At 37.9% G+C, this 26,281-nt stretch carries 26 protein-coding genes; 17 read left to right on the forward strand and 9 right to left on the reverse strand.

Features of this window, described 5'->3' with window-relative positions; genetic code table 11:
• Positions 1-73: 73 nt before the first annotated feature.
• Positions 74-535, reverse strand: coding sequence for a GNAT family N-acetyltransferase (locus tag C9J29_RS08135; RefSeq protein WP_008175116.1), 462 nt, complete (start codon positions 533-535; stop codon positions 74-76).
• Positions 536-613: 78 nt separating this feature from the next.
• On the opposite strand from C9J29_RS08135, the gene C9J29_RS08140 reads away from it, so the two are divergent.
• Together C9J29_RS08140 and C9J29_RS08145 are read left to right on the forward strand one after the other, a co-directional pair.
• Positions 614-1,012 (forward strand): pyrimidine dimer DNA glycosylase/endonuclease V, encoded by a 399-nt coding sequence (locus C9J29_RS08140; RefSeq protein WP_008175115.1) that lies wholly within the window; start codon positions 614-616, stop codon positions 1,010-1,012.
• Between the two features lie 16 nt (positions 1,013-1,028).
• On the forward strand, positions 1,029-1,649 hold the full coding sequence (locus C9J29_RS08145) for an HAD family hydrolase (RefSeq protein WP_107921911.1): 621 nt from the start codon (positions 1,029-1,031) through the stop codon (positions 1,647-1,649).
• Positions 1,650-1,686: 37 nt separating this feature from the next.
• Here the strand turns inward: C9J29_RS08145 and C9J29_RS08150 are convergent, their stop codons facing one another.
• From C9J29_RS08150 to C9J29_RS08165, 3 genes are all read right to left on the reverse strand, one after another.
• A complete protein-coding gene (locus tag C9J29_RS08150; RefSeq protein ID WP_090001681.1) occupies positions 1,687-2,157 on the reverse strand; it encodes a DinB family protein in 471 nt (156 codons plus the stop codon).
• Between the two features lie 108 nt (positions 2,158-2,265).
• On the reverse strand, positions 2,266-2,580 hold the full coding sequence (locus C9J29_RS08155; protein ID WP_107921912.1) for a hypothetical protein: 315 nt from the start codon (positions 2,578-2,580) through the stop codon (positions 2,266-2,268).
• A gap of 493 nt (positions 2,581-3,073) precedes the next feature.
• Positions 3,074-3,238, reverse strand: a complete 165-nt coding sequence (locus tag C9J29_RS08165) for a YjcZ family sporulation protein (RefSeq protein ID WP_008175107.1) — start codon at positions 3,236-3,238, stop codon at positions 3,074-3,076.
• A 387-nt stretch (positions 3,239-3,625) separates the two neighbouring features.
• Here C9J29_RS08165 and C9J29_RS08170 point away from each other — a divergent pair, with 387 nt between their 5' ends.
• Complete coding sequence (locus tag C9J29_RS08170; protein WP_107921913.1) at positions 3,626-6,844, forward strand: collagenase; 3,219 nt, start codon at positions 3,626-3,628, stop codon at positions 6,842-6,844.
• 180 nt (positions 6,845-7,024) lie between these two features.
• Here C9J29_RS08170 and C9J29_RS08175 read toward each other — a convergent pair whose 3' ends face one another.
• Both C9J29_RS08175 and C9J29_RS08180 read right to left on the reverse strand, forming a co-directional pair.
• On the reverse strand, positions 7,025-7,819 hold the full coding sequence (locus tag C9J29_RS08175; RefSeq protein ID WP_090001675.1) for an SDR family NAD(P)-dependent oxidoreductase: 795 nt from the start codon (positions 7,817-7,819) through the stop codon (positions 7,025-7,027).
• A 30-nt stretch (positions 7,820-7,849) separates the two neighbouring features.
• A complete protein-coding gene (locus C9J29_RS08180) occupies positions 7,850-8,833 on the reverse strand; it encodes an AraC family transcriptional regulator (RefSeq protein ID WP_107922014.1) in 984 nt (327 codons plus the stop codon).
• Positions 8,834-9,271: 438 nt separating this feature from the next.
• Here C9J29_RS08180 and C9J29_RS08185 point away from each other — a divergent pair, with 438 nt between their 5' ends.
• From C9J29_RS08185 to C9J29_RS08205, 5 genes are all read left to right on the forward strand, one after another.
• A complete protein-coding gene (locus C9J29_RS08185) occupies positions 9,272-10,702 on the forward strand; it encodes a hypothetical protein (protein WP_089984674.1) in 1,431 nt (476 codons plus the stop codon).
• Positions 10,703-10,793: 91 nt separating this feature from the next.
• A complete protein-coding gene (locus C9J29_RS08190; protein ID WP_043989877.1) occupies positions 10,794-11,096 on the forward strand; it encodes an RNA polymerase alpha subunit C-terminal domain-containing protein in 303 nt (100 codons plus the stop codon).
• Between the two features lies 1 nt (position 11,097).
• On the forward strand, positions 11,098-11,658 hold the full coding sequence (locus C9J29_RS08195; RefSeq protein WP_089984672.1) for a DUF4256 domain-containing protein: 561 nt from the start codon (positions 11,098-11,100) through the stop codon (positions 11,656-11,658).
• A gap of 302 nt (positions 11,659-11,960) precedes the next feature.
• Positions 11,961-12,161, forward strand: a complete 201-nt coding sequence (locus C9J29_RS08200) for a cold-shock protein (RefSeq protein ID WP_008175097.1) — start codon at positions 11,961-11,963, stop codon at positions 12,159-12,161.
• Positions 12,162-12,354: 193 nt separating this feature from the next.
• Positions 12,355-12,582 carry a hypothetical protein gene (locus C9J29_RS08205; protein WP_043989875.1) on the forward strand — a complete coding sequence of 76 codons (228 nt, stop codon included), beginning with the start codon at positions 12,355-12,357 and terminating at the stop codon, positions 12,580-12,582.
• A gap of 199 nt (positions 12,583-12,781) precedes the next feature.
• On the opposite strand, the gene C9J29_RS08210 is transcribed toward C9J29_RS08205, so the two are convergent.
• Positions 12,782-12,904 (reverse strand): YjcZ family sporulation protein, encoded by a 123-nt coding sequence (locus C9J29_RS08210; protein WP_080709324.1) that lies wholly within the window; start codon positions 12,902-12,904, stop codon positions 12,782-12,784.
• A gap of 1,221 nt (positions 12,905-14,125) precedes the next feature.
• Here C9J29_RS08210 and C9J29_RS08215 point away from each other — a divergent pair.
• A complete protein-coding gene (locus C9J29_RS08215; protein ID WP_043989873.1) occupies positions 14,126-14,308 on the forward strand; it encodes a hypothetical protein in 183 nt (60 codons plus the stop codon).
• 217 nt (positions 14,309-14,525) lie between these two features.
• Here the strand turns inward: C9J29_RS08215 and C9J29_RS08220 are convergent, their stop codons facing one another.
• Positions 14,526-15,053 (reverse strand): GNAT family N-acetyltransferase, encoded by a 528-nt coding sequence (locus C9J29_RS08220; RefSeq protein ID WP_090001672.1) that lies wholly within the window; start codon positions 15,051-15,053, stop codon positions 14,526-14,528.
• 258 nt (positions 15,054-15,311) lie between these two features.
• Here C9J29_RS08220 and C9J29_RS08225 point away from each other — a divergent pair, with 258 nt between their 5' ends.
• The 6 genes from C9J29_RS08225 (at position 15,312) to C9J29_RS08255 (ending at position 23,455) form a co-directional block, all read left to right on the forward strand.
• Positions 15,312-15,743, forward strand: a complete 432-nt coding sequence (locus tag C9J29_RS08225) for a BrxA/BrxB family bacilliredoxin (protein WP_036125483.1) — start codon at positions 15,312-15,314, stop codon at positions 15,741-15,743.
• Positions 15,731-16,519, forward strand: coding sequence for a class I SAM-dependent methyltransferase (locus C9J29_RS08230; RefSeq protein WP_107921914.1), 789 nt, complete (start codon positions 15,731-15,733; stop codon positions 16,517-16,519). Before C9J29_RS08225 ends, C9J29_RS08230 begins: the two co-directional genes overlap by 13 nt.
• 64 nt (positions 16,520-16,583) lie before the next feature.
• Entirely contained in the window at positions 16,584-17,144 is a 561-nt protein-coding gene (locus C9J29_RS08235) for a hypothetical protein (RefSeq protein ID WP_089984668.1), read from the forward strand.
• A gap of 572 nt (positions 17,145-17,716) precedes the next feature.
• On the forward strand, positions 17,717-18,508 hold the full coding sequence (locus C9J29_RS08245) for a nucleotidyl transferase AbiEii/AbiGii toxin family protein (RefSeq protein ID WP_089984666.1): 792 nt from the start codon (positions 17,717-17,719) through the stop codon (positions 18,506-18,508).
• A 586-nt stretch (positions 18,509-19,094) separates the two neighbouring features.
• Complete coding sequence (locus C9J29_RS08250; protein ID WP_107921915.1) at positions 19,095-22,532, forward strand: immunoglobulin-like domain-containing protein; 3,438 nt, start codon at positions 19,095-19,097, stop codon at positions 22,530-22,532.
• Between the two features lie 380 nt (positions 22,533-22,912).
• On the forward strand, positions 22,913-23,455 hold the full coding sequence (locus C9J29_RS08255) for a histidine phosphatase family protein (protein ID WP_090001721.1): 543 nt from the start codon (positions 22,913-22,915) through the stop codon (positions 23,453-23,455).
• A 152-nt stretch (positions 23,456-23,607) separates the two neighbouring features.
• On the opposite strand, the gene C9J29_RS08260 is transcribed toward C9J29_RS08255, so the two are convergent.
• On the reverse strand, positions 23,608-24,240 hold the full coding sequence (locus tag C9J29_RS08260; RefSeq protein WP_107921916.1) for a Crp/Fnr family transcriptional regulator: 633 nt from the start codon (positions 24,238-24,240) through the stop codon (positions 23,608-23,610).
• Positions 24,241-24,333: 93 nt separating this feature from the next.
• On the opposite strand from C9J29_RS08260, the gene C9J29_RS08265 reads away from it, so the two are divergent.
• Together C9J29_RS08265 and C9J29_RS08270 are read left to right on the forward strand one after the other, a co-directional pair.
• On the forward strand, positions 24,334-25,287 hold the full coding sequence (locus C9J29_RS08265; protein WP_164908695.1) for a nucleoside hydrolase: 954 nt from the start codon (positions 24,334-24,336) through the stop codon (positions 25,285-25,287).
• 17 nt (positions 25,288-25,304) lie between these two features.
• The gene (locus tag C9J29_RS08270; RefSeq protein WP_107921918.1) at positions 25,305-26,189 is read left to right on the forward strand and encodes a ribokinase; all 885 of its coding nucleotides are present in this window, start codon (positions 25,305-25,307) and stop codon (positions 26,187-26,189) included.
• The last annotated feature ends 92 nt before the right edge of the window (positions 26,190-26,281 follow it).

Consider the following 26,281-nt stretch of genomic DNA (forward strand, 5'->3'; position numbering starts at 1 on the left):
GTATAGGCGACTTTTTGATTATATGCATCAGAAGGGCTGTGTGCAAGTTTTTCATTGCTTGAGAGAGAGTTCTCTACAACTCAAAGCGCATCGTATGGTTCATATCCTGAAACCCAAGTTTTTCATATAAAGCGATAGCTCCTTTATTTCCAGACAGAACGTTCAACTCCAAATAATCCAATTTGCGAGTATCAGCCCATTTTTTCGCTTCTAGCAGTAGGGCCGTTCCGATTCCTTTACTTTGATATCGCTTTCCAACAATGACATCAATAATAAAAGCGTATTTGTATTCAACCATGCATGTATAACGAGGGGTCGTCATTTCCTTTAGTAATAAAAACCCTACGATTTCTTGATCTTTTTCAGCGATTAAAATATCGGAATCATCCTCGATAATTGTAAAACGAATAAAATTAACATCTTGTTTAGTAGGTCTGATATATTTAGGTTGTAGAATGGACATTTCTAAAAAGAGCTCTTGGTATAACACCTCTATTTGTGGAATGGCATCAAGTGTGGCAATTTTTATTTCCATAGTAATATACCTCCGTTTGTGTTTTACTAATATGGAATATTTTACATGATTGGATGAATAATAGAAAGGGGAGAGAGTATGAGATTATGGCATGTAGATTTAATAGCCTTCCTACCAAAAGGGCAGCTACTTTCTCAATGGCGAGAATTAAACAGTATATTTGCCAAGGAAGATAAGCATATACTCATTAATTATATATACGAATATCCTAAAGACGACTTGTTTATTTATACGGAAATGGTCATTGCTGAAATGAAGAAGCGTGGATATCAAATTAGAACATTTGAAAAGATGAATAAATACTTTGAGGCGTTGGGGGCAGTCGAGGCAAAAACACCTTTCAAGCAGCATCATAATAGGGAATATCTTGACATTTGTTTTTATAATTTAAAAGAGAAGTATATACGTGGTCAGAAAGATTATGATGAGGACAAGTACCATCAATTATGTATGTTTGTAAACAGCAATCATGTATAGGGAAGGCGGAATGGTCATGCTACAGGCGATTATTTTTGATGTAGATGGGACAATTTTGGATACAGAACAAGCGATTTTACAGTCGCTGCAAAGGACATTGCGTGAGGAAACAGAAAAAGAGTATGCTTTGGATGAATTACGGTTTGCCTTAGGTATTCCAGGGAAGGACACATTACGACAGCTAAACGTTGATGATCTAGAGACGGTTCATCAAAAATGGTCTGCAGCTGTACTTGATTTTTCACAGGAGGTTTCGGTCTTTTCCAATATGGAAGCAGTCATCCAATCTTTAGCAAGTAAACCATTACAGCTCGGCATTGTTACATCGAAAACAAGACAAGAAGTAACAGATGAGTTTGATCCTTTTAAGTTAAGTAATTATTTCACGCAAATTATTAGTGCCAGTGATACGGTGCAACATAAACCTCACCCAGAGCCTCTTATAACCTGTCTGGAATTATTGCAAGTAGCCCCTGAAGACGCTATTTATATTGGGGATTCGATATATGATCTGCAATGTGCAAAACAAGCAGGAGTGAAATTTGCCCTTGCCCTGTGGGGGGCCAAAACGACTAAGGGGTATGAAGAGGCAGATTATGTTTTACAGGAACCAACGGATATTTTAACCATCATTTAGAAAAAAGGTGTATCTACTAGTGATACACCTTTCATCATTAATCCCAAATTTTCGGAATCATTACGTTCGCTGATCGTAAATAATCCAATAATTGCCCCGTATGAACTGACTCATGGTAGGCAACCCTCAGCAACATATCTCCCAAATCTCTTATGTATCCTACATCTGAGCGGTCAATTTGAATACTTGTTAAATCCTCATTCGCGAATGATTGAACCGTTTCCATAAATTCAAGTCGATAAGGCTCTGCTAATAATAGTTCTGCTTCAACAGTGGTGTAAGGCTGGTTTTCAAATGGGGATTCATAATTAGCTAGACTACCTTTATTTTTTATTGCCTGGTAGTAATAATGTTCACTTTCAAGCACATGTCGTATCATCTCGATGCAAGACATTGCCTCAGGATCGGGCTTCCAAAGTAACTTTTCTTGAGGGATAGATGTCCATAGCTTAATACTACGTCTACGCACCTCCTCGAAATTTAATACAAGTAGATCAATTGCGTTCATATTCTTCCTCCATTCGCAAGTATAATAAAATTATACACGAATATACGTTCTGTTGGAAGTTATTTCTACCACCTAGAGGCCGATTTTTCAATTGTTTATGTAAAAAATCTATAAATTTGGCTTGCGCTCTTTTTTCTTCATCATCTGATTGACTCGTCTATTATGTTGAAGATATTTTCTGACGTGACGATTGGCAAAAAATAATCTGTGGTACCGATCACCTTGGTCTATTTCCTCAAACCAATCATTCTGTCGTAGTCTTTCCATTTTGCGATCGATTTTTGTTGTATGTAAAGTGGTAGAACCATTCAATGCATTTGCTAAAAAAGCTAACATGGCTTCACAACCAATCATATGGAAAACTGTTAAACGAATGGAATGGAATTGCCTATTCAATGACCGAAAAGTGGGAGGGGCACTCATGGAGAGTACCCCATAGTAACAAATCAGGAGATGCCTTGTTAAACGCTTTTCGCTTAACATTACTATTTATATGATAAGATAACTTGGTTTTATAGACCTTCGTAACGATCCCACCATAAAAAACAGATTTAGATAAATGAAAAAAATTAAACCAGGCACCGATTATTTAGGCGTGCCTGGTTTTTTGTATGAATAAGGGTGAAACTGTTTATGTAATAAGTGGGTGCCTATAAAAACACTGCTGACACCGATAATTCTTACTACTACATTTTGGAGAAATTGCTTGTCGTCTACCGTGATTACGATGAACAAGAGACCCATCGTTAGTAATGCAGAGCCAATGCCCCCTTTTATTATTCTCATAAAGATGTTCGGTTTATCATGCTGCAAAAAAACGAATCGCTCCTTTCTGAAAAGCAAAAGGATCACTAGGCTGGTTTAAGTGACCCTTTCATTATATTGAAGGGATTTTTTTAGGTGCTAAAGGGATGTATTAGTATCCACCACTCATAAAACTAGCGCCAACGATAATTAAAAGAATGAAAAGAACAACGATTAATACAAAAGCTGAACCGTTGTAGCTGCCGCCATTGTCGCCGCCATAATAACAACCGCCGTTGTTCATATTACCTACATTTCCGCCGTATCCGTATCCCATTGAAAATCCCTCCTTTCTACAACCTATAATATGCGGAGGGGAGGGAAGAGAAATGGTATTTACCCTATACTAGCTTATTTATTTTCAAGAATATCATAAATAGAGGGAAATTTCTTTGTTTGTCTAGTGAGACAAAAGGAAAAGAGGGGTATTCTCACTCCTTGTATGGTCGCTCCTTTCTAAAAAGAATCCGCATCTCGGGTTCTTTTTTTAATAAGGGAACGATCTAAATGTGTCTTAGTGTTCAAAATATGGAAGAAAATATTCCTAAATATAACATTTAATGTTGATATTTTTACATAATATGTTATTTTAATATAGGTAATATAGTACCAAATAATAACTATATTGCCAAAAAATCTACATAGGACTATAGGAGGATATAGAATGAAGAAAAAATTTACATTCAATCAGTTGTTAATTGGGGTTAGTACAATGGCCATTTCGTTAGGTGGATTACAGGCGGAAGCATCGGCAGCAGAAAAAACGCCGTATAATGTATTACAAATGAAACCCATTGGCATAGAAATGTCGAAAGATGAAATGGTGCATTCGACAATGGCTGAAGAAACATTATCCTATGAAGAACGTTTAGAAATGGGAGATTTTTCACAACGTCCAGCACCAATTATGGAACAGATGGATACACAGCAATTGCAGGAGCAGTACTCGATGGCAGAGCTTAATAATATGAGCAATCGTGAGCTCATCCATACGCTTGGCAGTATCCGTTGGTACCAAATTACAGACTTATTCCAATTCAATGATGACACAAAAGCTTTTTATCAAAATGAAGAGCGCATGCAAGTAATCATCAATGAATTAGGTAATAGAGGAAGTTCGTTTACGAAGGATGATTCAAAGGGGATCGAAACATTTGTTGAGGTACTGCGTTCTGCTTTTTATGTAGCGTTTTATAATAATGAACTAGGTTATTTAAATGAGAGAAGTTTCCAAGATAAGTGTTTACCAGCATTAAATGAAATAGCCAAAAATCCAAACTTTAAACTTGGTACAGATGAGCAAGATAAAGTTGTATCTGCCTATGGAAAATTAATAGGTAATGCTTCTAGTGATGTGGAAACCGTTCAACATGCTACGAACATTTTAAAACAATATAATGAAAATCTTTCTACCTATGAAAGTGAGAATTCAAAAGGACAAGCTATTTACGATATAATACACGGCATTGATTATGATTTGCAGTCTTATTTATATGACACTCGTAAAGAGGCCAATACAACGATGTGGTATGGGAAGATTGATAGCTTCATAGAGGAAGTTAATAACATTGCCCTAATACATAATGTGACGGATAGCAATAGTTGGTTAATTAATAATGGCATTTATTATGCAGGGCGTTTAGGGCAGTTCCATAGCAATCCGAATAAGGGTTTAGAAGTCGTTTCACAAGCGATGCATATGTATCCCTATTTAAGTGAAGCTTATTTTGTGGCAGTAGAGCAAATTACGACAAATTATGGTGGACGTGACTTAAACGGAAATACGGTTGATTTACAAAAAGTACGTGAAGAAGGAAAAAAACAGTATCTACCGAAAACATATACATTTGATGATGGATCAATTGTATTCAAAACGGGAGATCAAGTAACGGAAGATAAAATTCAAAGATTATACTGGGCTGCAAAAGAGGTAAAGGCACAATATCATCGTGTAATCGGGAATGATCAAGCACTAGAGCCTGGTAATGCTGACGATATCTTAACCGTTGTCATTTATAACTCTCCCGATCAGTACCGATTAAACCGACAATTGTACGGATATGAAACAAATAATGGTGGTATTTATATTGAAGAGACTGGAACATTCTTTACATATGAACGTACACCTGAGCAAAGTATTTATAGCTTAGAAGAGCTGTTCCGTCATGAATATACGCACTTTTTACAAGGTAGATTTGAGGTGCCTGGTCTATTCGGGACGGGTGATATGTATCAAAATGAGCGACTAACATGGTTCCAGGAAGGGAATGCAGAATTTTTTGCAGGGTCAACACGTACAAATGACGTTGTGCCTCGTAAGAGCATTATTAGTGGATTGTCACATGATCCATCACAACGCTATACAGCTGAACAAACAATGTTTGCGACATATGGTTCCTGGGATTTTTACAATTATTCATTTGCTTTACAGTCTTATATGTATACTCATCAATTCGATATGTTTGATAGAATTCAAGATTTAATTCGCGCGAACGATGTGAAAAATTATGATGCCTATCGTGACACTTTAAGTAAAGATTCACAGCTGAATATGGAATATCAAGCGTATATGCAGCAATTGATCGATAACCAAGAAACATACGAAGTACCACAAGTAGCAGAGGATTATTTAATGCCGCATGAACCAAAAGCGTTAAACGAAGTACAGCAAGAAATTGTCGATATTGCACATGTGAAAGATGCAAATATGACGAAACACCAGTCTCAATTTTTTAATACGTTTACACTCGAGGGAACATATGTAGGTAGTGCAACACAGGGTGAATCTCAAGATTGGAAAACGATGAGTAAGCAAGTAAACCAAATGCTGGAGCAACTGTCTCAAAAAGAGTGGAGCGGCTATAAAACAATGACTGCGTACTTTGTCAACTATCGTGTAAATGCGGCAAACCAGTTCGAGTATGATGTAGTCTTCCACGGTGTTTCCACTGATGACGGAGAAACGCAAGCACCAATTGTACAGGTAAATGGTCCATATACTGGCATGATCAATGAAAAAATTCAATTTAACAGTGATGGGTCAAAGGATACGGATGGAGAAATAGTTTCTTATCTTTGGGATTTTGGTGATGGTGCAACAAGTGAAGCAGCAAATCCTACTCATGTATACGAAAATGAAGGAACTTACAAAGTGACGTTAACCGTGAAAAATAATAAGGGACAAGAAAGTAAAGGGCAAACAACTGCCACTGTACAGAAAGGAGGACAAACAGGGCAAGAACATGCGATGACCATTCCATTTAATAAACCAATAAAAGGTAGTTTGATAGAAAACGATACAAATGTCTATCAATTTGACATTACATCGCTAGAAGAAATAGATATTTCTGTCGTAAATGAAAATCAAATTGGCATGACATGGGTGCTTTATCATGAATCTGATAAGGAAAACTATGTAGCGTATGGACAGGAAGATGGACAGACAATAAAAGGTAAGTACAATGCGAAACCAGGAAAGTACTATTTATACGTTTATAAGTTTGATGATGAAAATGGAACATATACCGTTCAAGTACAAAATAGTACAAAAACGGAGATAGAACCAAACAATCGTCCAGAAGAAGCCACTATGCTTCCATTTCATACACCACTAAGCGGTAGTTTAATGGAGGATGATCATACGGATGTATACGAATTCAATGTTACATCTCCTAAAGAAATAGATATATCTGTTTTAAATGAAAACCAAATTGGCATGACATGGGTGCTTTATCATGAATCAGATAGCCAAAATTATGCGTCTTTTGGACAGGAAGACGGAAACATGATAAACGGTAAATTGAATGCAAAGCCTGGAAAGTATTATTTATATGTTTATAAATTTGAAAATGAGAACGGAACATATACCGTTCATGTACAGTAATGAATTGATAGAAGGCAAATAACAGTATAGAAATATGCTGGCCAAACGGTTGACAAAGCCATCGAGAGTTCACACTCTTGATGGCTTTTATAGCATAAGTTAAAGGGCGGCGACACATAAGGTAGGCAGCTCGACTCGCCGTAGTGGTGACATCGGCTATACGTTTTTGAGCTCTACATATTAAAAGATAGTCGGTACCATACCTCCATCCATACGAATCGGAGAGCCTTTAAAGGCGGAAGCATAGGGACTACAAATAAAGGTAGTGATTCTCCCGATTTCAATGGGTTTGATAAACCTTTGTATTTCCGATTGAGGGAGGTTTGTAGTCATAAATTTGTGCTCTTTCTCGGTAAAGCTCATCTCTTGATTAGTATACATACTATCAATGATTGCATACACATTCTCAGAAAGTGTTGGGCCAGGCATAATTGTATTGACGGTAACCTCTGTTCCTTTTGTTAATTGAGATAGGCTTTTCGACAAAGAGAGGAGCATCGTTTTTGTCATACAATATTGAGGCATTTGCCCAGAAGGCATAATGGCCTCTTCACTCGCGATAAAAATAATGCGGCCGAACTCATTTTCTAGCATTGTAGGTAAGTAAAATTTACATAAACCATTAGCCGCCAGAACATTCGTACGGAAGTATTTTTCCCATATCTCATCGTCAACTTCTTCATAGGACATCATTTCATAAATACCCATATTGTTCACGAGTATATCTATATGGGGATACTTTTCGAATAAAGCTTCTCTTTGCTGGGTATCTGCAAGATCGGCTGTGGCATTTTGAGGAGACGTAGATGGGTAAGCTGACTTTATTTCATTTACAATGCGTTCTACCTCATTATAATTTCGCCCATTAATGAGTACATGAACACCTTCCTTGGCTAGCTCAAAAGCAATGGCTTTCCCTATACCTCTCGTTGATCCAGTAACTAAAGCTGTTTTATTGTTCAATCCCATATCCATACGCTATTTCTCCTTTATTATTATAGTAATTTAAACATTTCTTTCTATATGTTTAGTACGCCAATTTGCTGGTGTATCACCTTCCCAAAGGCGGAAGGCGCGGTAGAACGAGTTTTGATCTTCATAGCCAATTAAGAAGGCAACCTCTTTAATATCAAGAGTGGGGTCTGCTAAATATACCTGTGCCTGCTCATGTCTTACTTTAGTTAACAGATGCTTAAAGCTCGTACATTCGTCTGAAAGCCGACGCTGTAAAGTACGGTCGCTCATCCCTAATTCGCTAGCAACCGTCTGAATGTCTGGGCGTCCTCCCATTAAGCTACGTTTCATCATCCACTTGACCGTCTCGGTAAGCGAATGGCTTTGTTGGTGCTCGCTCAACGATTGATCTAGAAGCGGAGTCAGCATCTCTAATAGCTCCAAATTATATGAAGAGAAGGGGTGGTCTAAATCCTCTCGATGTAACGTCAACCGGTTCCATTTTGTACCTATCTGGATACAACAACCGAAATAGGCTTCAAGCGTTTGTATATCACCCATTGAATGTGAAAATTCAACGCATTTTGCTGTCAAGGGACTATCCGTTCCTCGCCGTCCAAGCTCAAGAAGAAATGCCAGTGTGATGCCAACAAGCATCGGCGGACCCGACTGCTCCCTATCTGACCATTGCAGCTCGATTGTACAATTCTCTCCCTCTTCAGTAATACGGAGGCTCTCAGGCGGGCACAATTGTTTGTAGCGTGCCATTCTCTTGAGAGCATCACGGAAATCACGAGCATGGTAAGCTGCCAAGACTGTTGGTGGGTAATGCTTGCTATCAAAGCTAGTTGCCAGTTGGATGATTCCTTTAGCCATATCGTCAATGTGATCGGCATATGCCTGCCAAATCGCGTAATATTGTGCTAGCGAAACAGTTGGTTCAGTCATCAAAGTGATAGGTAATTGTGCTTTTCGGATGACATCGTGGGGGGCTATCCCTAATTGACGGAGCCCCTCCCAAAATCCTAACGGCATTTTAATACGAGTAGAGGTATGTAACGTCAATGTATTAGGCTCCTTTATTCATTTATTGTCTTTAAGAAGGTGCGTTTAAACGGAACAGTATATATAGTATCTTTTTCATCACGCCATGTAACTAGCAAACACTGACTACCAACTTGCAAATGGCGCCAAATTTTTTTGAATGACAAGGGGGCATTACTTTTCGAAAATAACCGGTACATATATAGAAGAATCAGAAGGAATTTAATTGTCATCAATTTATTTTGCTACTAGGAACGGATATACATTGTGTACCATAATAATTTCTTTTTTATAAACATCCTTTTTTTCTTAAAGTGTTTAAGTAAAATCAAAATTTTATTAGATACAGCTTAGCAATATTGGTATAAAGTTGTAAATATAGGAAATTGACATAGATATTATTAAGGTATTGAAAGGTTGTAGCTTTAAATGAAAAAAAGTTATTTATTATTATTATTTTTAGTTGTACTGATGTATGGATGTTCTAACGGAGTAAAGGAGACACCTACTGCTAAAGCTGAGGATGCTGAAAAAATAGTAACAAACGATCAAGAGAGGCAAGTGGTCAATCGTCAATTATACGAAAAACTATCTGAAGCAGTTGAAACATTAGGTTATACATATGACATGCATACTTTTGCAGAAAATGAGCATGATAGAGGAGTTTTATATGCGGAATTAGTCGATTTTGATAATGATGGTGTTAACGAGGTTTATACATTCATGAAAGGAATTGACTACCCATTATCCGCCTATCCTCATCGTAATAAAGATAATTACATACAAGAAATTTGGACGGGAAATGCTAATGGAGAAGATGCGTTGCTATCTTTTTCAAGTGAAATTGATAAATTAGTATGTTCCGCTTGTGACATGAATGTTTCTTTAGTAAAGGGGAAGGATGGTCGTACCTTCCTTAAAATGTTTTCCTATCAAATGAGTCAAGGTATTGCTAATAACAACATATGGGTTTACGCAAAGGACCCCAAAAAATCAGAGATGGAATTAGTAGCGTCCGGTAATTTCGGTCATAATAATGAAGGCGATCTATTTTATACATTAAATGATGAGGAAACAGATCGAATGACGTTCGAAGAAGAGTTTGCACGATATGATGGAGAAGAACGTCCCATACTGATTAGTAATTTTGCTGAGAAAAATTACGGTTTTGATGCTTCAAGTCCAGCCACTATTGTTGGAAAAACCCTTGCAACTCTTTCGCCGAGTGTAAATAATATTGTGGGCAAAGATGAATTACTTGAGAAGGATAAAAAGAAAGAAATTGTTGATGCATTAGATGAATTTAGTAGTATGAGACGCATTAATCATCATGATCCGCAAATCGTTATGTCTTTAGTGTTAGACGTTGTCCAGAAGTACAATATTGATCATGAGTATTCGGAAAATGGCGAAATGGTTTTCGATGGAGCTATCGTTCAAGCGAAATATAAAGAAGCATTCGGTGTTGAACTTGCTATAGATAGTATGAATTTTCCATCGAGAGATAGCCAAGACATTGTAACCTATGAGTTAGGTAAGTTTTATATCTATCCAACTGGCTTTTATTTCGATTCCATTCATCGTAATTATCAGGATGTCTATAAAGTATCAAATGATGTATATTATGTAACATTTCTTGACTCTGAATTTAATAGCTTAGATTATTCCTTAACAAAAGATGTGACGGTCACTTCTGAGGAAATGTTTAAGAAGGACATTGCAAGTTGGCCAATGGATGCTCGGGTATGGCTAAAGCCAGATATACAAAGATATGCGGTGGTTAAATATGTGGATGGAGAACCAAAAGTTCAATATATGGGCGTACAAAATTTAACAGATAATCAATTACAAACGTTTTAAATCGAACAAGTTTTGATACAGTTCTTCTTATCATTCCGACAAGTGAATTATGATACTATAAACTAATAGCATGTATGTTGGAGGGATGATAGTGAAAGCAGAAAAACGTTTAAGGTTTTGCGAAAAAGGACATCGTTTTTACAAAAGCACAGATTGTCCAAGCTGCCCGACCTGCGATAAAGAAAATAAGCCTACGAGTGGTTTCCTTTCAAAACTGAGTTCTCCTGCAAGAAATGCTTTAATTCACGAGGGGATTGATACCTTGCATGAACTATCCAAATACACCGAAAAAGATGTATTAAAAATTCATGGAATTGGACCAGCGTCAATCCCTATGATGAGAGCTTTATTGGAAGAAGAGGGACTATCATTTAAGCGTGAGGGAGAAAACTAAAATGACAAATAAAGAACTATCAGTTGAACAACGCGAGGAACTATTGCAAACATTGCAAGCTCGATTTGAGAAAAATATGAATCGCCACGAAGGCCTTCAGTGGACAAATATACAGGCTAAGCTGGAAGCGAATGTAGACAAACTGTGGTCGCTCCATGAAATGGAAGCAACTGGCGGAGAACCAGATGTCGTTCACTATCATCCAAATTCGGATGAATATATGTTTTATGATTGTTCGGCAGAAAGTCCAAAAGGTCGCAGAAGTGTTTGTTATGACCGAGAGGCATGGGAAGCAAGAAAAAATCATAAACCCGAAACGACCGCAATGGATATGGCAGCAGAAATGGGGATTGAGCTTTTAACGGAAGAACAATATCGAGAGTTACAGCAACTAGGTAAATTCGATTTAAAAACGTCAAGCTGGATTCAAACCCCTGAAAAAATCCGTAAACTGGGCGGGGCTATCTTCTGTGATCGTCGCTACGACACAATCTTCCTCTATCATAATGGGGCAGATTCTTATTATGCAGCTAGAGGTTTTCGAGGGTCACTAAAGGTTTAAGTGGAAAATAATCATGAAAAAACAATTTTCTCTAGGTAATCAATTGACTTGATTACCTGAGTTTTTTTAGAAATACACGCAAACATATAACGAGCAAATAATTGTTTTTGGATTTTTTTACTTAGTACTAGACAAATGTGATTTTTTATTATACAATGATATTAATAAAATCGGTGCTAAAGAAACAATGAATTCACATATTACAAAGAGTAATCGTGTTTTTTTGATACTTTTTGCAATATGTGAATTTTTTCTTTAACGATGTAAGATTTTATTTAATACAATTAATGGAGGTCATTTAAATGACACAAGGTACAGTAAAATGGTTTAACTCAGAAAAAGGTTTTGGATTCATCGAAGTAGAAGGCGGACAAGACGTTTTCGCACACTTCTCAGCTATCCAAGGTGAAGGTTTCAAATCACTTGAAGAAGGCCAAAAAGTAGAATTCACAATCGAAGATGGTCAACGTGGACCACAAGCTGCAAACATCGTAAAACTTTAATATTTGCATGCTTTCAATACCCATTATCGGGTAATAATAAAACCAGGCGCTCATTTATAATGAGTACCTGGTTTTTTTTCTATGGATTACATAAGAGCCCTTCAATGGCATGGGGTTTTATTACATTTATATTTTTTTTGATTACTTCCACACTATTTATCCCATGATAAAGATAGATGGGGGGTGTTGGTTCATGGATTATGAATATACAGTGAAGTTCCACTTTAACGAAAATCGCGAAGAAGAATATAAAATTAAAACTAATATTGGACAAGAAACTTTTACAGAAGAAGTTTTTAATGGGTTCAACGAGAAACCATGGTATACCTTTACGGAAACAGAACATTTTAAATCGATATTAATAAATACGAAAGACGTTTATAAGGTATCCATCGTGCAACAGACTATACAATTTGATTAATTTTATGTCGAAGGCCACATCCCATGTCGGAGTGGCCTTTTTCATGGCGTTTAGTTTAGTAGTGGGGCAGAAAAAAATAAAAGAGTCACCGGAAAGTGACTCATAAAATAGATAGGTGTATGGATTATTGTTATTACCAGTATTGGAGGATTTATTGTTTTCACGGGACGGATTAATAGGCTGATCCCTATTAAAGATATTAATATGAATTATACAGGAAAGCAGCTCCAACGATTATGAGAAGTATGAATAGAACAACGAGAAGTGCAAACCCTGTACCATTCCCGTAGCCTCCACCGTTACCACCATAGTATCCAGACATAATGATAAACCTCCTTTCGATAATTTATAATATGTATGCCTAACCAGATGATTAGCGATAAATGTCATAGGACACATCAGAAAAAAATTAAAAGTTTAATTCATGAAGGAGAAATTGCAATGGATCCAAAGGGAAACAGATGATTTTTTGAATTATGAAGAGGAAGGGTGTGGGTATTTTTAACGGAGACTAAGTGATTAACATACATTTGTAAGCTGTATGAAAAATCGACGATCAAAAAATGCAAGCGCACGAGCACCTGCTTTGGATAGGGACTACATCCATTTGGACCATCATTACATATTCATTTTTCGCCTTTTTTCTTTTCTTGCATAATAGGTTCTAAGGATGGCATTAAATACAGAAGTGGAAATGATTATATACCACGGAGCCCCAATCTCCCCTGTCGTAATCCGATCATAAATTCCCCAAACCATTACAGTAGCCAATAAAAACACAGCCGTATATCTTTCTGATTTTGGATAAATTTTATACTTTTTATAGTCATGCTCACTAATGATTAACCACCTCTTTCATTTTTTATGGGACTATATTCTATTTGGGGAACCACTAAAATACAAGCTGATGAAGAATGCCAAAAGGAAGCATATGGCTTTTATTTAACCTAATAATGGAATATTAAGTGATTATAAGTATACTATAGAATGTGCCGTAAATAATCAATGGGGGCGATGAAACGGTGTCTAAACTGGGATACAACGTTTTATCTCCAAGATTCTATATGTGCGTAAGGTGGCAGTTACATAATTACGCCAGAAGCCAGACAAGTCAGCATCATTTAAAAGAATTCAAGCCCACCTATTAAAGATATATTTTTCACGAAATTGAAATGGGGCATAATGAATTTTCGGTACGATCAGGTATGGCGAAAAATTTTTATAGCATGCTTAAATCGGATGTCGGACGTTTGTTATGAACAACTCAATGTCTGATTTTTCCACTCATACGTGGAATCTGTATCCAAATTTATAGTGAGAAATACATCTAGCTGACGTAGATTGAGCCGTGCTTAGTTTAAACTTTATTTATCTCTTAAAAAATGAAGATGTTTGATAGGAAAGGTACGGAAACCACCTTTGTCATTATGGTGGAAAAGAGTGGATAGCTGAAATCGAAGGGGCTGTGAAACGAAAATAACTAGAAGTGGGTCATGGATTTATTCATGTTTTATTATATCTGATTGACATAAGGAGGATTTAAATGAAAAGTTTAGCAGGGACACTATCATTATGTTTTTCATTTACGTTATTCATCTATTTGTTTGGCATAAAAATGGAGCATTCCGTCAAATATGATGCAGGACTCTTTTTCCTCCCCATTATTTTACTAGGGCTTTCACTCTTTTTCTTTATTTCAGATTACAAAATAAATAGTAAAAGTTAAGGGAGGAGGGTCAATGTATTTGCTTAGGGGATGACACTATACTATTCAGTAAAGCGTTAATTGGATGAAGACTTCGAAGCTCAAAGCTGAATAAACTTTTTTAGTAAGCATCCTCTTATGATAATTTGGATGCTTGTTAATATGTATCTAACTGGAGGGCTAAACAATAGTAAAGGGTAAAGTATGAGCCCTCCGTTAGCACAGTAAATAACTAATTCTATTTCTTCAAATCAGAGGCTAACATGCCGTACACAATGCTATCGGTCCATTCATTTTTATTCCAAAAATCTTGTGTGAAATGGGCTTCTTTTCTCATGCCTATTCGTTCACATAATTTTTGTGAAGCAATATTCCGTGCATCCAGCTTAGCTTGTAGACGATGTACGTTAAAAACATCAAATAATTGAACTACTAAACTACTTACTGCTTCGGTTGCCAAACCTTTCCCAGCCACTTCATTAGAAAAGCTATATCCAATTTCAACAGTGTCTTTCATATCTGTATACCATACAGACAAATCACCAATGACTTTATTCTTATAGACAACTGCCAGACTTAACATTGACTCTTGAGAGAGTAAATCATTCGCTAGTTTCTTATTGAATTTTTCCTCCATATTTTCATGAGTCCATTGATTATGTAATAGGAACTTACAAGTATCTTCATTATTATAAATAGCAAATACATCCTGTAAATCGGTATTCTTAAAAGGTCTAATCATTAATCTTTCTGTTGTGAATTCCAAGTTAGTTCGCCTCCCTTTCATTCATTCTACAAAATTAACTAAAAACATACAATGTTCAGGTGCTTAATAGAAAACCTTACATACTAGTGAAAAAATTGACCCTGTGCCTTGCGATGTTTACTGAAAGTTTGAGGGTGGGCTAATATAATTAAATATGCTCCTCTCGTTACACCAAAATCGAAAAAGCATGTCTTTGTACATTCACACAAAACCTTGCTATAATAAGGTTTGCGAATACATATGAAAGAGGGTAAAAGCATGAACGCTTATGATGAATATATGAAGCAGGTTGTGAAACCAATGCGTGAGGAGCTAGTGGGAGCTGGGTTTACGGAGCTGACGACGGCTGATGCGGTAAATGAATTTATGGCAGAGACGAAGGGGACTTCGTTAGTAGTCATTAACTCGGTGTGTGGCTGTGCGGCAGGGCTTGCTCGTCCAGCAGCGCGTGAGGCGATTGCGGCAGTGAAGCCGGATCATCTTGTGACAGTGTTTGCGGGGCAGGACCCAGAGGCGACTGCAGCGATGCGCGGTTATTTTGATGAAGTACCACCAAGCTCACCTTCCATGGCGATTTTAAAGGATGGAGAATTGGCTTACTTTATTCCACGTGAACAAATTGAAGGCTTCCCTGTGGAGCAAATTGTTTCCCATTTAACTGGCGTGTTAGAACAAACATGCGAGCAATAAATACGATTGTAACAACAGCGGGCAGACCAGACGATGAATCGATGGCGCTCGCTGCTTTTGCGTGTCAAACATTAGGGGCTGCATTTGAGCCGAGGAAAAAGCGCTCTGTTCGGAAGATGTCACAGGCGTTTCAGGCAAATATTATAGTGGCGGGGAAAAATCGCTATGATTATTATGCTTTTGGGGCAGAGGAGCCGTTTTTCTTCCATCCTAATTCTGCAGCATTTCGCTTAAAACGGATTGCTCGAGGTGAGGCAGAGCCATTTTTAGAAGCCGCACAGCTACAGCTAGGAGATACAGTGCTAGATTGTACGCTTGGACTAGCGGCCGATGCGATGTTAGCCGCTTATACTGTTGGGGAAAAGGGGCGTATTGTAGGCCTAGAAGCAAATCCAAATGTCGCCCTTATTGTCGGGCAGGGAATGCAAAATTATGATACAACAGAGCTACCGTTAACGGCTTGTATGCGACAAATTAAGGTCGTTCAGTCCGAGGCAGTTCGTTATTTAAAAACATTGCCAGCGAATGCGTTTGATGTCGTTTATATGGATCCAATGTTCGAGGAAACTATTGAAGAGTCCAATAATTTCGAGGCATTGCGCTTAGCGGGTGAGCATGTTACTTTAACCGATGAATGGGTGCAAGAAGCGAAGAGGGTCGCGAAAAAGCGTGTAGTGCTGAAGGCTCATTTTAGATCAGAATGGTTTACGAAGTATCATTTTCAGCAATATGAGCGAGTGACAGCTAAGTTTCATTATGGTGTTCTCGAAGTATAGGGGCTTGTTTTAAGACAGGCCTCTATTTAATTATAGGGAAATAATAAGGAGGCTCCAAATCCATATGACGAATAGCGAAATTAGAACCCCTTTTGAACTAGATTTATTAGCCAAAGCACAATCATTGAAAGCTACAAAACCTCCGAGTCCGTGGGAGCATGAAACGATAATTTCTGCCAATGGTGTACTAGCCTGTGGTTGGGATCAAGATGAAAATATCATTCTCATAAGTGGGTCGGGCTATAGTATCACTGAACCGATAACGGGTCTTTGTCTTCATCGTGAACGAGATGCGGAATGGACGGAGGACTGTGTCAGTGAGGACCGCTTAACCTTTCACTATCCGTTATCAAAGAAACCTACCTCCATTTTTGGCTTGGAAGCGGGGGATGGGATACATGTGACATTAGATGGCTGGCAGGTTGAAGTCATTTACCCATGGTGGCCACGGGCAACAGTAGTCCTCGATTATCTATTTACACCCCGTTATAGCTATTTAAGTAATGCTACAGCTATTGATATACAGCGTTTGGATGGTGCTATAAAATGTGGATTTTCTCCTTCTGGTAAACATTTAATGATGATGGGATCAGGTGGTGCCTTAATCTATTCGAGAAAAGAATGACATTCCATTTGGTAACTCTATTTATTTTTGAACGATAATTTGGTTGGTGTTTGAGAGATTTTATAATTAGTTCTTTACATTTTTAATGTAGAGTGCTATAATTGAAGATGTGCTATTTTAGGTGGCATATTTCAGTAATCTGGCATTCTGCTTTTTGTTTTTGTAGATACTTATTCACACTGGCGCATGCTTTGGGGCTGCAAGGACGCAAAAGATGGTAGGGTTTGCGTTGCTTAAGTTAGAGAGCACACAGTGGAATTTTACCGCGGTGATGAAACAACTATTGTTTCAAGATAATATTCCCCAGATGATTGGGTTGAGACTTTTACAATTTACGAAAATGTTACCTATAAATACTAAAGGGGTAGTTTCGCATGAGCGAGGCTGCCCCTTGTCTAATTGTTGGACGCTGTCGCATGAGTTGCTGGCAGTTTTTTTGTTGCCAAAATTATGCTGGTATACATTACCGTTTACTATGCTAGTAAAATAAGTAATAATAAAAGCAAGAATTTTAGTAAAAGTCTAAATTCTATAGTTAAAAATCTGAAAAATCAAAAAGGTGAGGGAAGTTTATGGAGAAAATCAATACAATAACAGCAGATGTAATTACGCAATTAACAAAAATAGCAGAAATGAAGAAAGTAAGCATTGAGCAACTAGTAGCATTTTATTGTCAGGAAAGACTTCTCTACCGTTTATCAACATCATCCCATTATGATCAATTTTACATAGAAGGGGATCTTTTCTTCTTTACATTAGCTGAAGGAGTAGGGATGCCACCGAATGAACTAACACTCACAGCACGAAAAAGCGCGTATCAACACGACATAGTCCAACAGGCATTTACAGAAATTTGTTCGTTCGAAATACAGGAGGACGGCGTTCAATTTTTAGAAAATGACATCGAAAGTATAATAACGGATACGAGTATTCAATTAAAAATACCAGCAACATTGGACACAATCACTACATACATAGAAGTTAAAATAACCTTTATAGAAAATCGAATAGCACCAACGACCTATACTTTCCCGTCGATGCTAGACTTGAAGCCAGCGGAGCTCTCTACCTCTTCAGTCGAATTTGTAGTTGCCCAAGCCTTGCTTGACATTTTCCAATATCCCTCTATGACTTCAAAAATAGTAGAAGATATTGAGAGGGTATTACAAACACAAAACATAGAGGGTCGTAAATTACAGGCTTATCTTGAGGAATTGTCTGACCAACGTCACCTGACATGGGAGTCAACGCCTATACTAGAAAAAGGAATTGTTAAACAATTTTTCAACCCAATATATGAAGTCCTATTGGCAGATGAAGAGTTTTTTAAACAGTGGAATGGTACGGAGCAAGCTTGGCAATAACGATAGAAACCCTGCGAACAATAAAAAGTTCGCGGGGTTTTTCATAATTTGATTTCGTATAACTGGAAAAGGGAGATGATCAAAACGCATTTTGCTGGGGAGCAGTCGTTGCGCTATCTTATCGCTAGTTGTACAAAAGACGTGCATAGAGCACTTTCAACAAATTATGTGTAAAAATCATTAAAAAGAGCTTTTTGCCATGAGAAAATATATGAATCTGTACTAAGTCCCGCTTGAAAAACTACTATAGAAATATGATAATTTGTCGGTAGCATCAGGAAAAATTTCAGGTGCTACCTTTTTTATAGGTTCGCGGATGACTATTCTCGTAGGTTTCTTGTTTTGAGAGTAGTTGAAGTGGTCGTGTGAATGAAGCATTTTAGGGTTTTAAGTTACGGATTATTACTGACAGTCCGCTTTACATTAGATGCTATACAAAAATCTATTAATTTTGAATGTTAATTTGCTAATCATTAACATTATTCAGTATTACTCTTTTTTTTTCTATAGTATAGTGAAAATGTATGTATTTCTATAATGATACATAGAGAAAAGCGGCAAATCACGTAAAGGAGGGCGTTTATATTTGAAAAAAATAAGTAACATCTTCATGATTTTATTATTATTTAGTTTATCTTGGGTGGATATATCTGCCAATGCAAATGATACAAACGATGATGATTTTGTTGTGACACCTATTGATTCGGATGTCATGATAACTGACTATACAGGACAAGCGGAAGATATAGTCATTCCAGAAACAATTAATGGTCTTCGATCTGCATCGGCTGCTGATACGCTTGACCAAACATCCGGAGCGGGGGACCCGGGTGGAATCTTTCGAGCGCACGGAAAAGGTCAAAGCTTTACGGCAGGCTTGTCCGGTTATTTGAATAAAATTGATCTGTATATGGTAGATTACGGAAGCTCAGGTATTGTTTTTACACTTAGTATTTATGATGGTGAAAGTGTTTCCGGAGCTGCTTTGGCAACTGCGACATTTAGGAGCATTGATATCCCTTACAATCCAGGGGGCTGGGTGAGCGTATTTTTCGATCAGCCTACGCAGGTACAAGCGGGACAGCAATATACGATGCTGTTAACTTCCTCAATCGGCGATACGCCGCAAACGGCTTGGAAGGTTTATACTTCCAACGTATATGGAGGGGGACAAGCCTATACGGAAAACAATTGGACAAATTATGACTTCGGCTTTAACACCTATGTCGGACAATCACCAAGGGATTATACAACTACGCTCGCAGTGTCTCCTTTGAATGGTACATACGGCCAAACGGTAGTTATTTCGGCAATGCTGACAACACCTGATGGGCCTATCGTAGGAAAGAGAATTAATGTCTCCATTAATGGAAGTTCCATAGGTTTTATTACAACCAATTCAGCAGGTATTGGTTCCGGCTCCTATTCACTTAGACAAGCTGCGGGAAGCTATGAATTGAAAGTATCGACAGAAGCTTCGTATCCTTACCCTGCGGCAGAACAGACAACAACACTTACGGTCAACAAAGCCCCGCTTACTGTAACGCCTAACAATGTGACGAGACAATATGGAACAACTAATAACAATTTCACACTGAACTATAACGGCCTGATGGCATGGGACACAGCTGCTTCGATCGGGCAACCAGTGTATTCGACAGCAGCTGTTACTTCAAGCCCAATCGGCATTTATAATATAACAGCCAGTGGTTTGGCATCAACGAAGTACACAATCACTTATTCGCCAGGAACTTTAACTGTAATACCAGCGTCTTTAACCGTCATGGTTGCCAATCAATCCCGGGCATATGGACAAAGCAATCCGTCTTTGAGTGGTTCAATTACTGGAATTGTGAATGGAGATGAAATTCTAGCGTCCTATTCGACAGCAGCAACCGAATCAAGCCCAGTGGGATCGTATACAATCATTCCGTCCTTAGCTGATCCCGAAGGCAAGCTGAATAATTACCAAGTTGTTATTGAGGAGGGAGTGCTAACAGTTAAGAAAGCTGAGCTTCATGTTGCATCGGATTCGATATCACGCTGGGCAGGTAAAGCAAATCCTCCATTCACTGGCAATCTTACAGGCGCAGTTGCCGATGACTCCATTACGGCAAAGTATGATTCACTAGCGAGGGAAGATAGCGCTGAAGGTGTTTATGATATTACTGCACAGCTTCTTGATCCATTGAACCGTTTATCCAATTACGAGGTTATAAAAGACTTAGGCCAGCTAACCGTTTATGCTGCTCCAAAGCCAGTGTTCGCCATAGGAGAAACGTCCAATGCAGTGAAGTCAAATGTTGGGTTACCAAGTGCAGATGATGCAGGGCGTCCGATTCGCTGGACGTCTTCGGACAACAGCTTACTTAATGCAACAACCGGAGCCGTGCAGCGGCCGGCTTACCCAGCTGGCGACTCAGCCATAACGCTAGAGGCAGAGGTTGATGCGAATCAGACGACTTATAAAATCCGATATAACCTAACGATTTTAGCTACCGATATGATGGATAAAGAGGCAGTGGCTCGAGACATAAAGCTACTTGCGATTGGTTACACAGCTGGTGATGACGAAAAGCACGTACGAAATCGGTTGAGTCTTCCAGCTACAGGGAAGAATGGTTCTTCCATTACATGGACTTCTAGTCGGGCAGAACTGATTAATCCTGCTGACGGTTCAGTTTCTCAGCCATCATCTGGAAACCAAACAGTTACCCTCACAGCTACGGTAACAAAAGGGCTGGAATCAGAGAGTCGACAGTTTCATTTGATTGTTTTAAGGAATAATACAAATGTTGAGGAGCCGAAAGAACCTATTAAAGAACCAATTAAGGAACCTACTAAGGAATCTGAACAGCTACAATCGGAATTTCACATTGATTTCATTGACCAAAATAATCAAAAGGAAAGAATGAACCTTACCCAGTCTCAAGTGAAATCTGGCTTTATTGAGCTCGATAAGAAGACAGCAAAGGGATATTTCGAGGTGAGCGGAGAAACGGCACACAAATTACTCAAGTTGAATCCTTCGTTTGCGTTTCAAATAACAGCGGCCGGTGGGATAATGAAACTGCCTGTCTCTGAATTGATTGCTTCTGCAAAGAACCAATTTGTAGGGAAAAATAGCGATAAAATCAACTTTTCAATTTACGTTGGAGAGACGGAAGCTCCAGTTAATTTATTAAATGATCTAAAATCTCGAGATGCAAAATTATTGTCTGGCCCTATTCAATTTGAAATTATTATGAGTATTGGAGACGAAGCCGGTATTGCTATCAAACAATTAGGTAGTAAGGTTGAAAGACGCATTGTCGTTTCCGAGAACCCTCCAGATACGATTGTAACGGTATGGAACGAGCAGCTTAAGCAACAGAAATATGTTCCGGTCCGTTATGAAAATATCGGAGGCCAAGTCTATGCGTTGCTTCCCGTCAGCAGTGATGGCTTGTACTTAAATATTGGTAACCAACAAACTTTTGCTGATATGAAAAGACATTGGGCCAAAAAAGAAGCGGAAAAGTTGGCTTCAATGCTTATCTTTGAGGGAAAAGGACAGGGAATCTTTGACCCGAATGCCCACTTAACGCGTGCGGAGACAGCAGCACTATTGGTCAGGGCAATAGGCATCCCAGAGCCGGCGCATCCTGCAGCATTATCTGATATTTCTGGTCAATGGTATGAAGAGGAGGTTTCCTCTGCAATAGAAGCCGGATTTGTGAATGGGTATGAGGACGGTAGTTTCCGACCGAATGAATATGTTTCAAGGGAAGAACTTGCGGTCATCCTTTCGAGAGTACTTGAATACGGTAGCAGCACTTCTTCAAATGCTTCTGTAAACTATTCGATATCTCTCAATGATTCAAAAGAAGTATCCAATTGGGCTACTGAGGCAGTGCAAAAAATCATTTCCAACGGTATTATGATAGGTGATAATGAAGGTGATTTTAAACCACATCAAACTGCAACCCGTGCTGAAATGGCAATAATAATGAACCGTCTTCTTAACAAGCTAGGATATATGTAAACACGCCGTTGGAGCGTCATTTAACAGTTGTCAATTATACTTAGTAAGACATTTGAACATAAGTAGATTTGGTTTAAAAGAGCATCATTCCTGAAAAAGAATGATGCTCTTTAATTTTGAATGAGAATATTTGAGTCTTATAGGCAACTCTTTTTTCTTTATCGAATTATCAGTGCAGGGTGATTGATTTGGTGTTAAATTACATTTCTTGAAACTCATTTCATCCAGATTCGTTCTATAAAATGGATCATAAAAAAGGATAAACCATATATTTTTGGGAATTTCATTGAAATACCTACTCTAATAGATTGTTCCTGCTAAATAATACATGAGGTGAGTGATTAGTGGCATTTGTTAAGGGGAAAACGACGTTTATTTATATGGTGAGGCACGGTGAATCTCCGTATGAGGGAATTGACCGAACAAGAGGGTTAACTGTGAACGGCCAATTAAGTGCTCAAAGTATAGCTGATGTGTTAAGGGGTGAGGGAATTGATACTATAATATCCAGTCCATATACTCGGTCCATTTTAACTGTTGAGCCATTAGCTAAACAACTGAGTCAAGAAGTTATCGTTTGTGAAGAATTAAAAGAGCGAATTTTTTCATCAGAAGAAAAGCGATTACCTGATAATGAGTTATTTCCGCTATTAGAGAAATCCTTCTTGGACCCCAATTTAGCATTAGAGGGTGGAGAATCGAATAACGAGTGTCAAAAAAGAGCTGTTAAAGTTTTAAAAGAGCTATTAAATACCTATGAGGGGCAAAAAGTAGTAATAGGAACTCACGCATTAGTCATGACCTTGATGATGGGATACTATCATGAAGCGTACAATTTAGATTTTTTGCTACAAACAACCAAGCCCGATATATACAAAATGGAATTTAACCGACAGGAATTAGTAGGGGTGAAGAGGCTCTAAGAATGTAGTAAGGACGGTTAATACATGTTTCCTTAGGTAATGGACCAAATTAGATGAAGCAAAAAAAAGTCGGTATCCTGAGCGCACAGGAAACTGACTTTTTTATGTGCTGGAATAATCTACTGTTGCCAAATGAAAACAAATCGAAAACTTTATAAAAAATGATTAAGGTGTTTTTCTAGTTCTTCTAATGAATGAATAGAGAATTTTTTATTTTTATAATGTATAAGGCCCTCATTGATGCACTGACTGATTGAACGATTTAGGCTTCTAATAGGGGCACAGACCTCGCTTGATAAAATTTGCTTTGTAAGATGGTCTAAATCACCGATTTTATAGTGATTATGTATGCTTAATAAAATACGGTCTTTAACAGTTAGCAATGATAATTTTGCTGTAGTATCTGAGCTTAATGTTAACTTGGAGGCAAGTTGTTTCACGATATAAACATTAAAATTAAAATCGATTTTCATCCATTCATACACCTTTGTTTTATGGATAGCTATCGTTTCACAATTTTGTTTCGCGATTACACCGAGTGTTTTCATCTTTTCATTAAAAATTTCTATTTCCCCAAAACAACTATATGCATCATAAATATAAAGCGACAGCATCGCTCCCTCATAGGATTGTCTATACACTTCTGCCGTTCCTGTAGTTAGGATATAAAGATAATTATTTTGTTCATGCGGGTGAATGATAGGGCTGCCTTTTGTATGTTTTCTATAAATAAATTCTTTCTTAATAGGCGCTGGTGCATCATTCACAATAGCTTGAAAATCCATATGTTCACCATCTTTTTAGTTTTGGTCATTTGACCTATTTTCATTGTAGATTGAATTATATAATCAGAGCAAATATGAATGGGAGGTCTTGTTATGAGGAAATTAATTATTGATACAGATACTGGAAGTGATGATGCAGTAGCCTTAATGATGGCATTAAAATCAACTAATCTAAAAGTAGAGGCGATCACCACTGTTTGTGGCAATGTCCCGATTGAATTAGCGACAAAAAATGCACTAATGACCATTGAGGTCGCGAATGGTCAAAAGCCACCGCTTTATGTTGGAGCAGCCAAGCCACTTATGCGGGATTTAGTTACAGCTGTGAATGTTCATGGTGAAGATGGAATGGGCGATTGTCAGTTAATACATCCTACACTTTTGCCAGAAAGCAAGCATGCCGTAGATGCGATTCTTGAATTGATTGAAAATAACCCTGATGAAATCGAAATTGTAACGATTGGTCCCGTTACAAATATTGCACTTGCTCTATTAAAAGCACCAGAGACAATGAAAAAGGTCAAGCATATTTACACAATGGGTACTTCTGGCTTTGGTCCTGGAAATACAACACCTGTTGCTGAATTTAATGTGTATGTAGATGCAGAGGCCTATAGTATTATGCTTAATTCGGGTATACCTACTACCATCATTGGATTTGATGTATGTTTAGGCGAAGCAGCATGGAATAAGGAAGATATGGATGTATTACTAGCAAGCGGTAAAGAAGAGGCTATGTTCTCTGTTCAATGTAACCGTTCCTTGCTTGCGTATAATTTAGAAAGAAGTAATGAACATATTGTTGATTTACCAGATGCCGTTGCAATGGGTGTTGTATTATGGAATGAAATCGTTGTGGAGGACAAATTATGCTATTGCTATGTGTGTACAACAGAAGCTGCTGCCTATGGTCAAGTAATCTTAAATGACGGTAGTAAACTTGCCATTTCGGATGGATTTGCCGGGCACACGCCTAATGCCACAGTTTGTAAGACTATTGACAATGCATTATTCAAGAAACGTCTAATAGAATTATTGATAAGTTAATTGAATGGGGTGGGTAGATGAAATTTTTGAATTTCGGATCATTAAATATTGATAAGGTTTATACATTACCTCACTTTGTGAAAGAAGGTGAAACATTATCTTCGGACAGCTTTGAACAATATCCCGGTGGAAAAGGATTAAACCAATCCATAGCTCTTTCAAAATCGGGCGCTCAAGTGTTTCATGCAGGTAAAATTGGCAAAGATGGTCTATTTCTCAAACAAAAATTAACCGCAGAAGGAATTAATGTTGAGGGAATAGTTGAGGATGGTTTGATTACAGGGCATGCCATTATTCAAGTGACGCCGACAGGTGAGAATTGTATCTTCCTTTATGGTGGAGCGAATAAAGAAATAACGGTCGAACAAATTGATCAAGTGCTAGAGGACTTCAATGCGGATGATTTCCTCGTTCTTCAAAACGAAATAATCAGTCTAGATTATCTAATCAATGCGGCATATAGGAAGGGTTTAACCATTGCGTTAAATCCTTCTCCAATAAGTGATACGATGAAGGATTTAGACCTTTCGAAAATTGATTTTTTACTACTAAATGAGATCGAGGGACAAGCCATTAGTGGAGAAACATCACCTAACAAAATACTCGATCATTTACTATCAAACAATAGTAATTTAAAAATTGTGTTGACCTTAGGTACAAATGGCGTCGTGTATAGAGACAAAATTCAAGAACACAAGCAAGAAATCTATAAAGTCAAAGTGAAGGATACGACGGCAGCAGGGGATACTTTTTTAGGCTATTTCCTTAGTATGATTTCTCAAAAAGCAGACATTACATCCGCACTAAATATAGCCTCAAAGGCTGCTTCCCTTGCAGTATCTAGAAAAGGTTCCTCTTCCTCTATCCCGCTTTTGGCAGAGGTACTTGGTAAAGATGCCTAATAGATAGGAAAATTGCCGATATTTCATCATGGCTATGACTCCGTTCTTTTTGGGTTCTTTTTACAAACTTTTACGTTGTTTAGCTGATTCAC

The sequence above is a fragment of the Lysinibacillus fusiformis genome (genome assembly GCF_003049525.1).
Taxonomy (GTDB): domain Bacteria; phylum Bacillota; class Bacilli; order Bacillales_A; family Planococcaceae; genus Lysinibacillus; species Lysinibacillus fusiformis.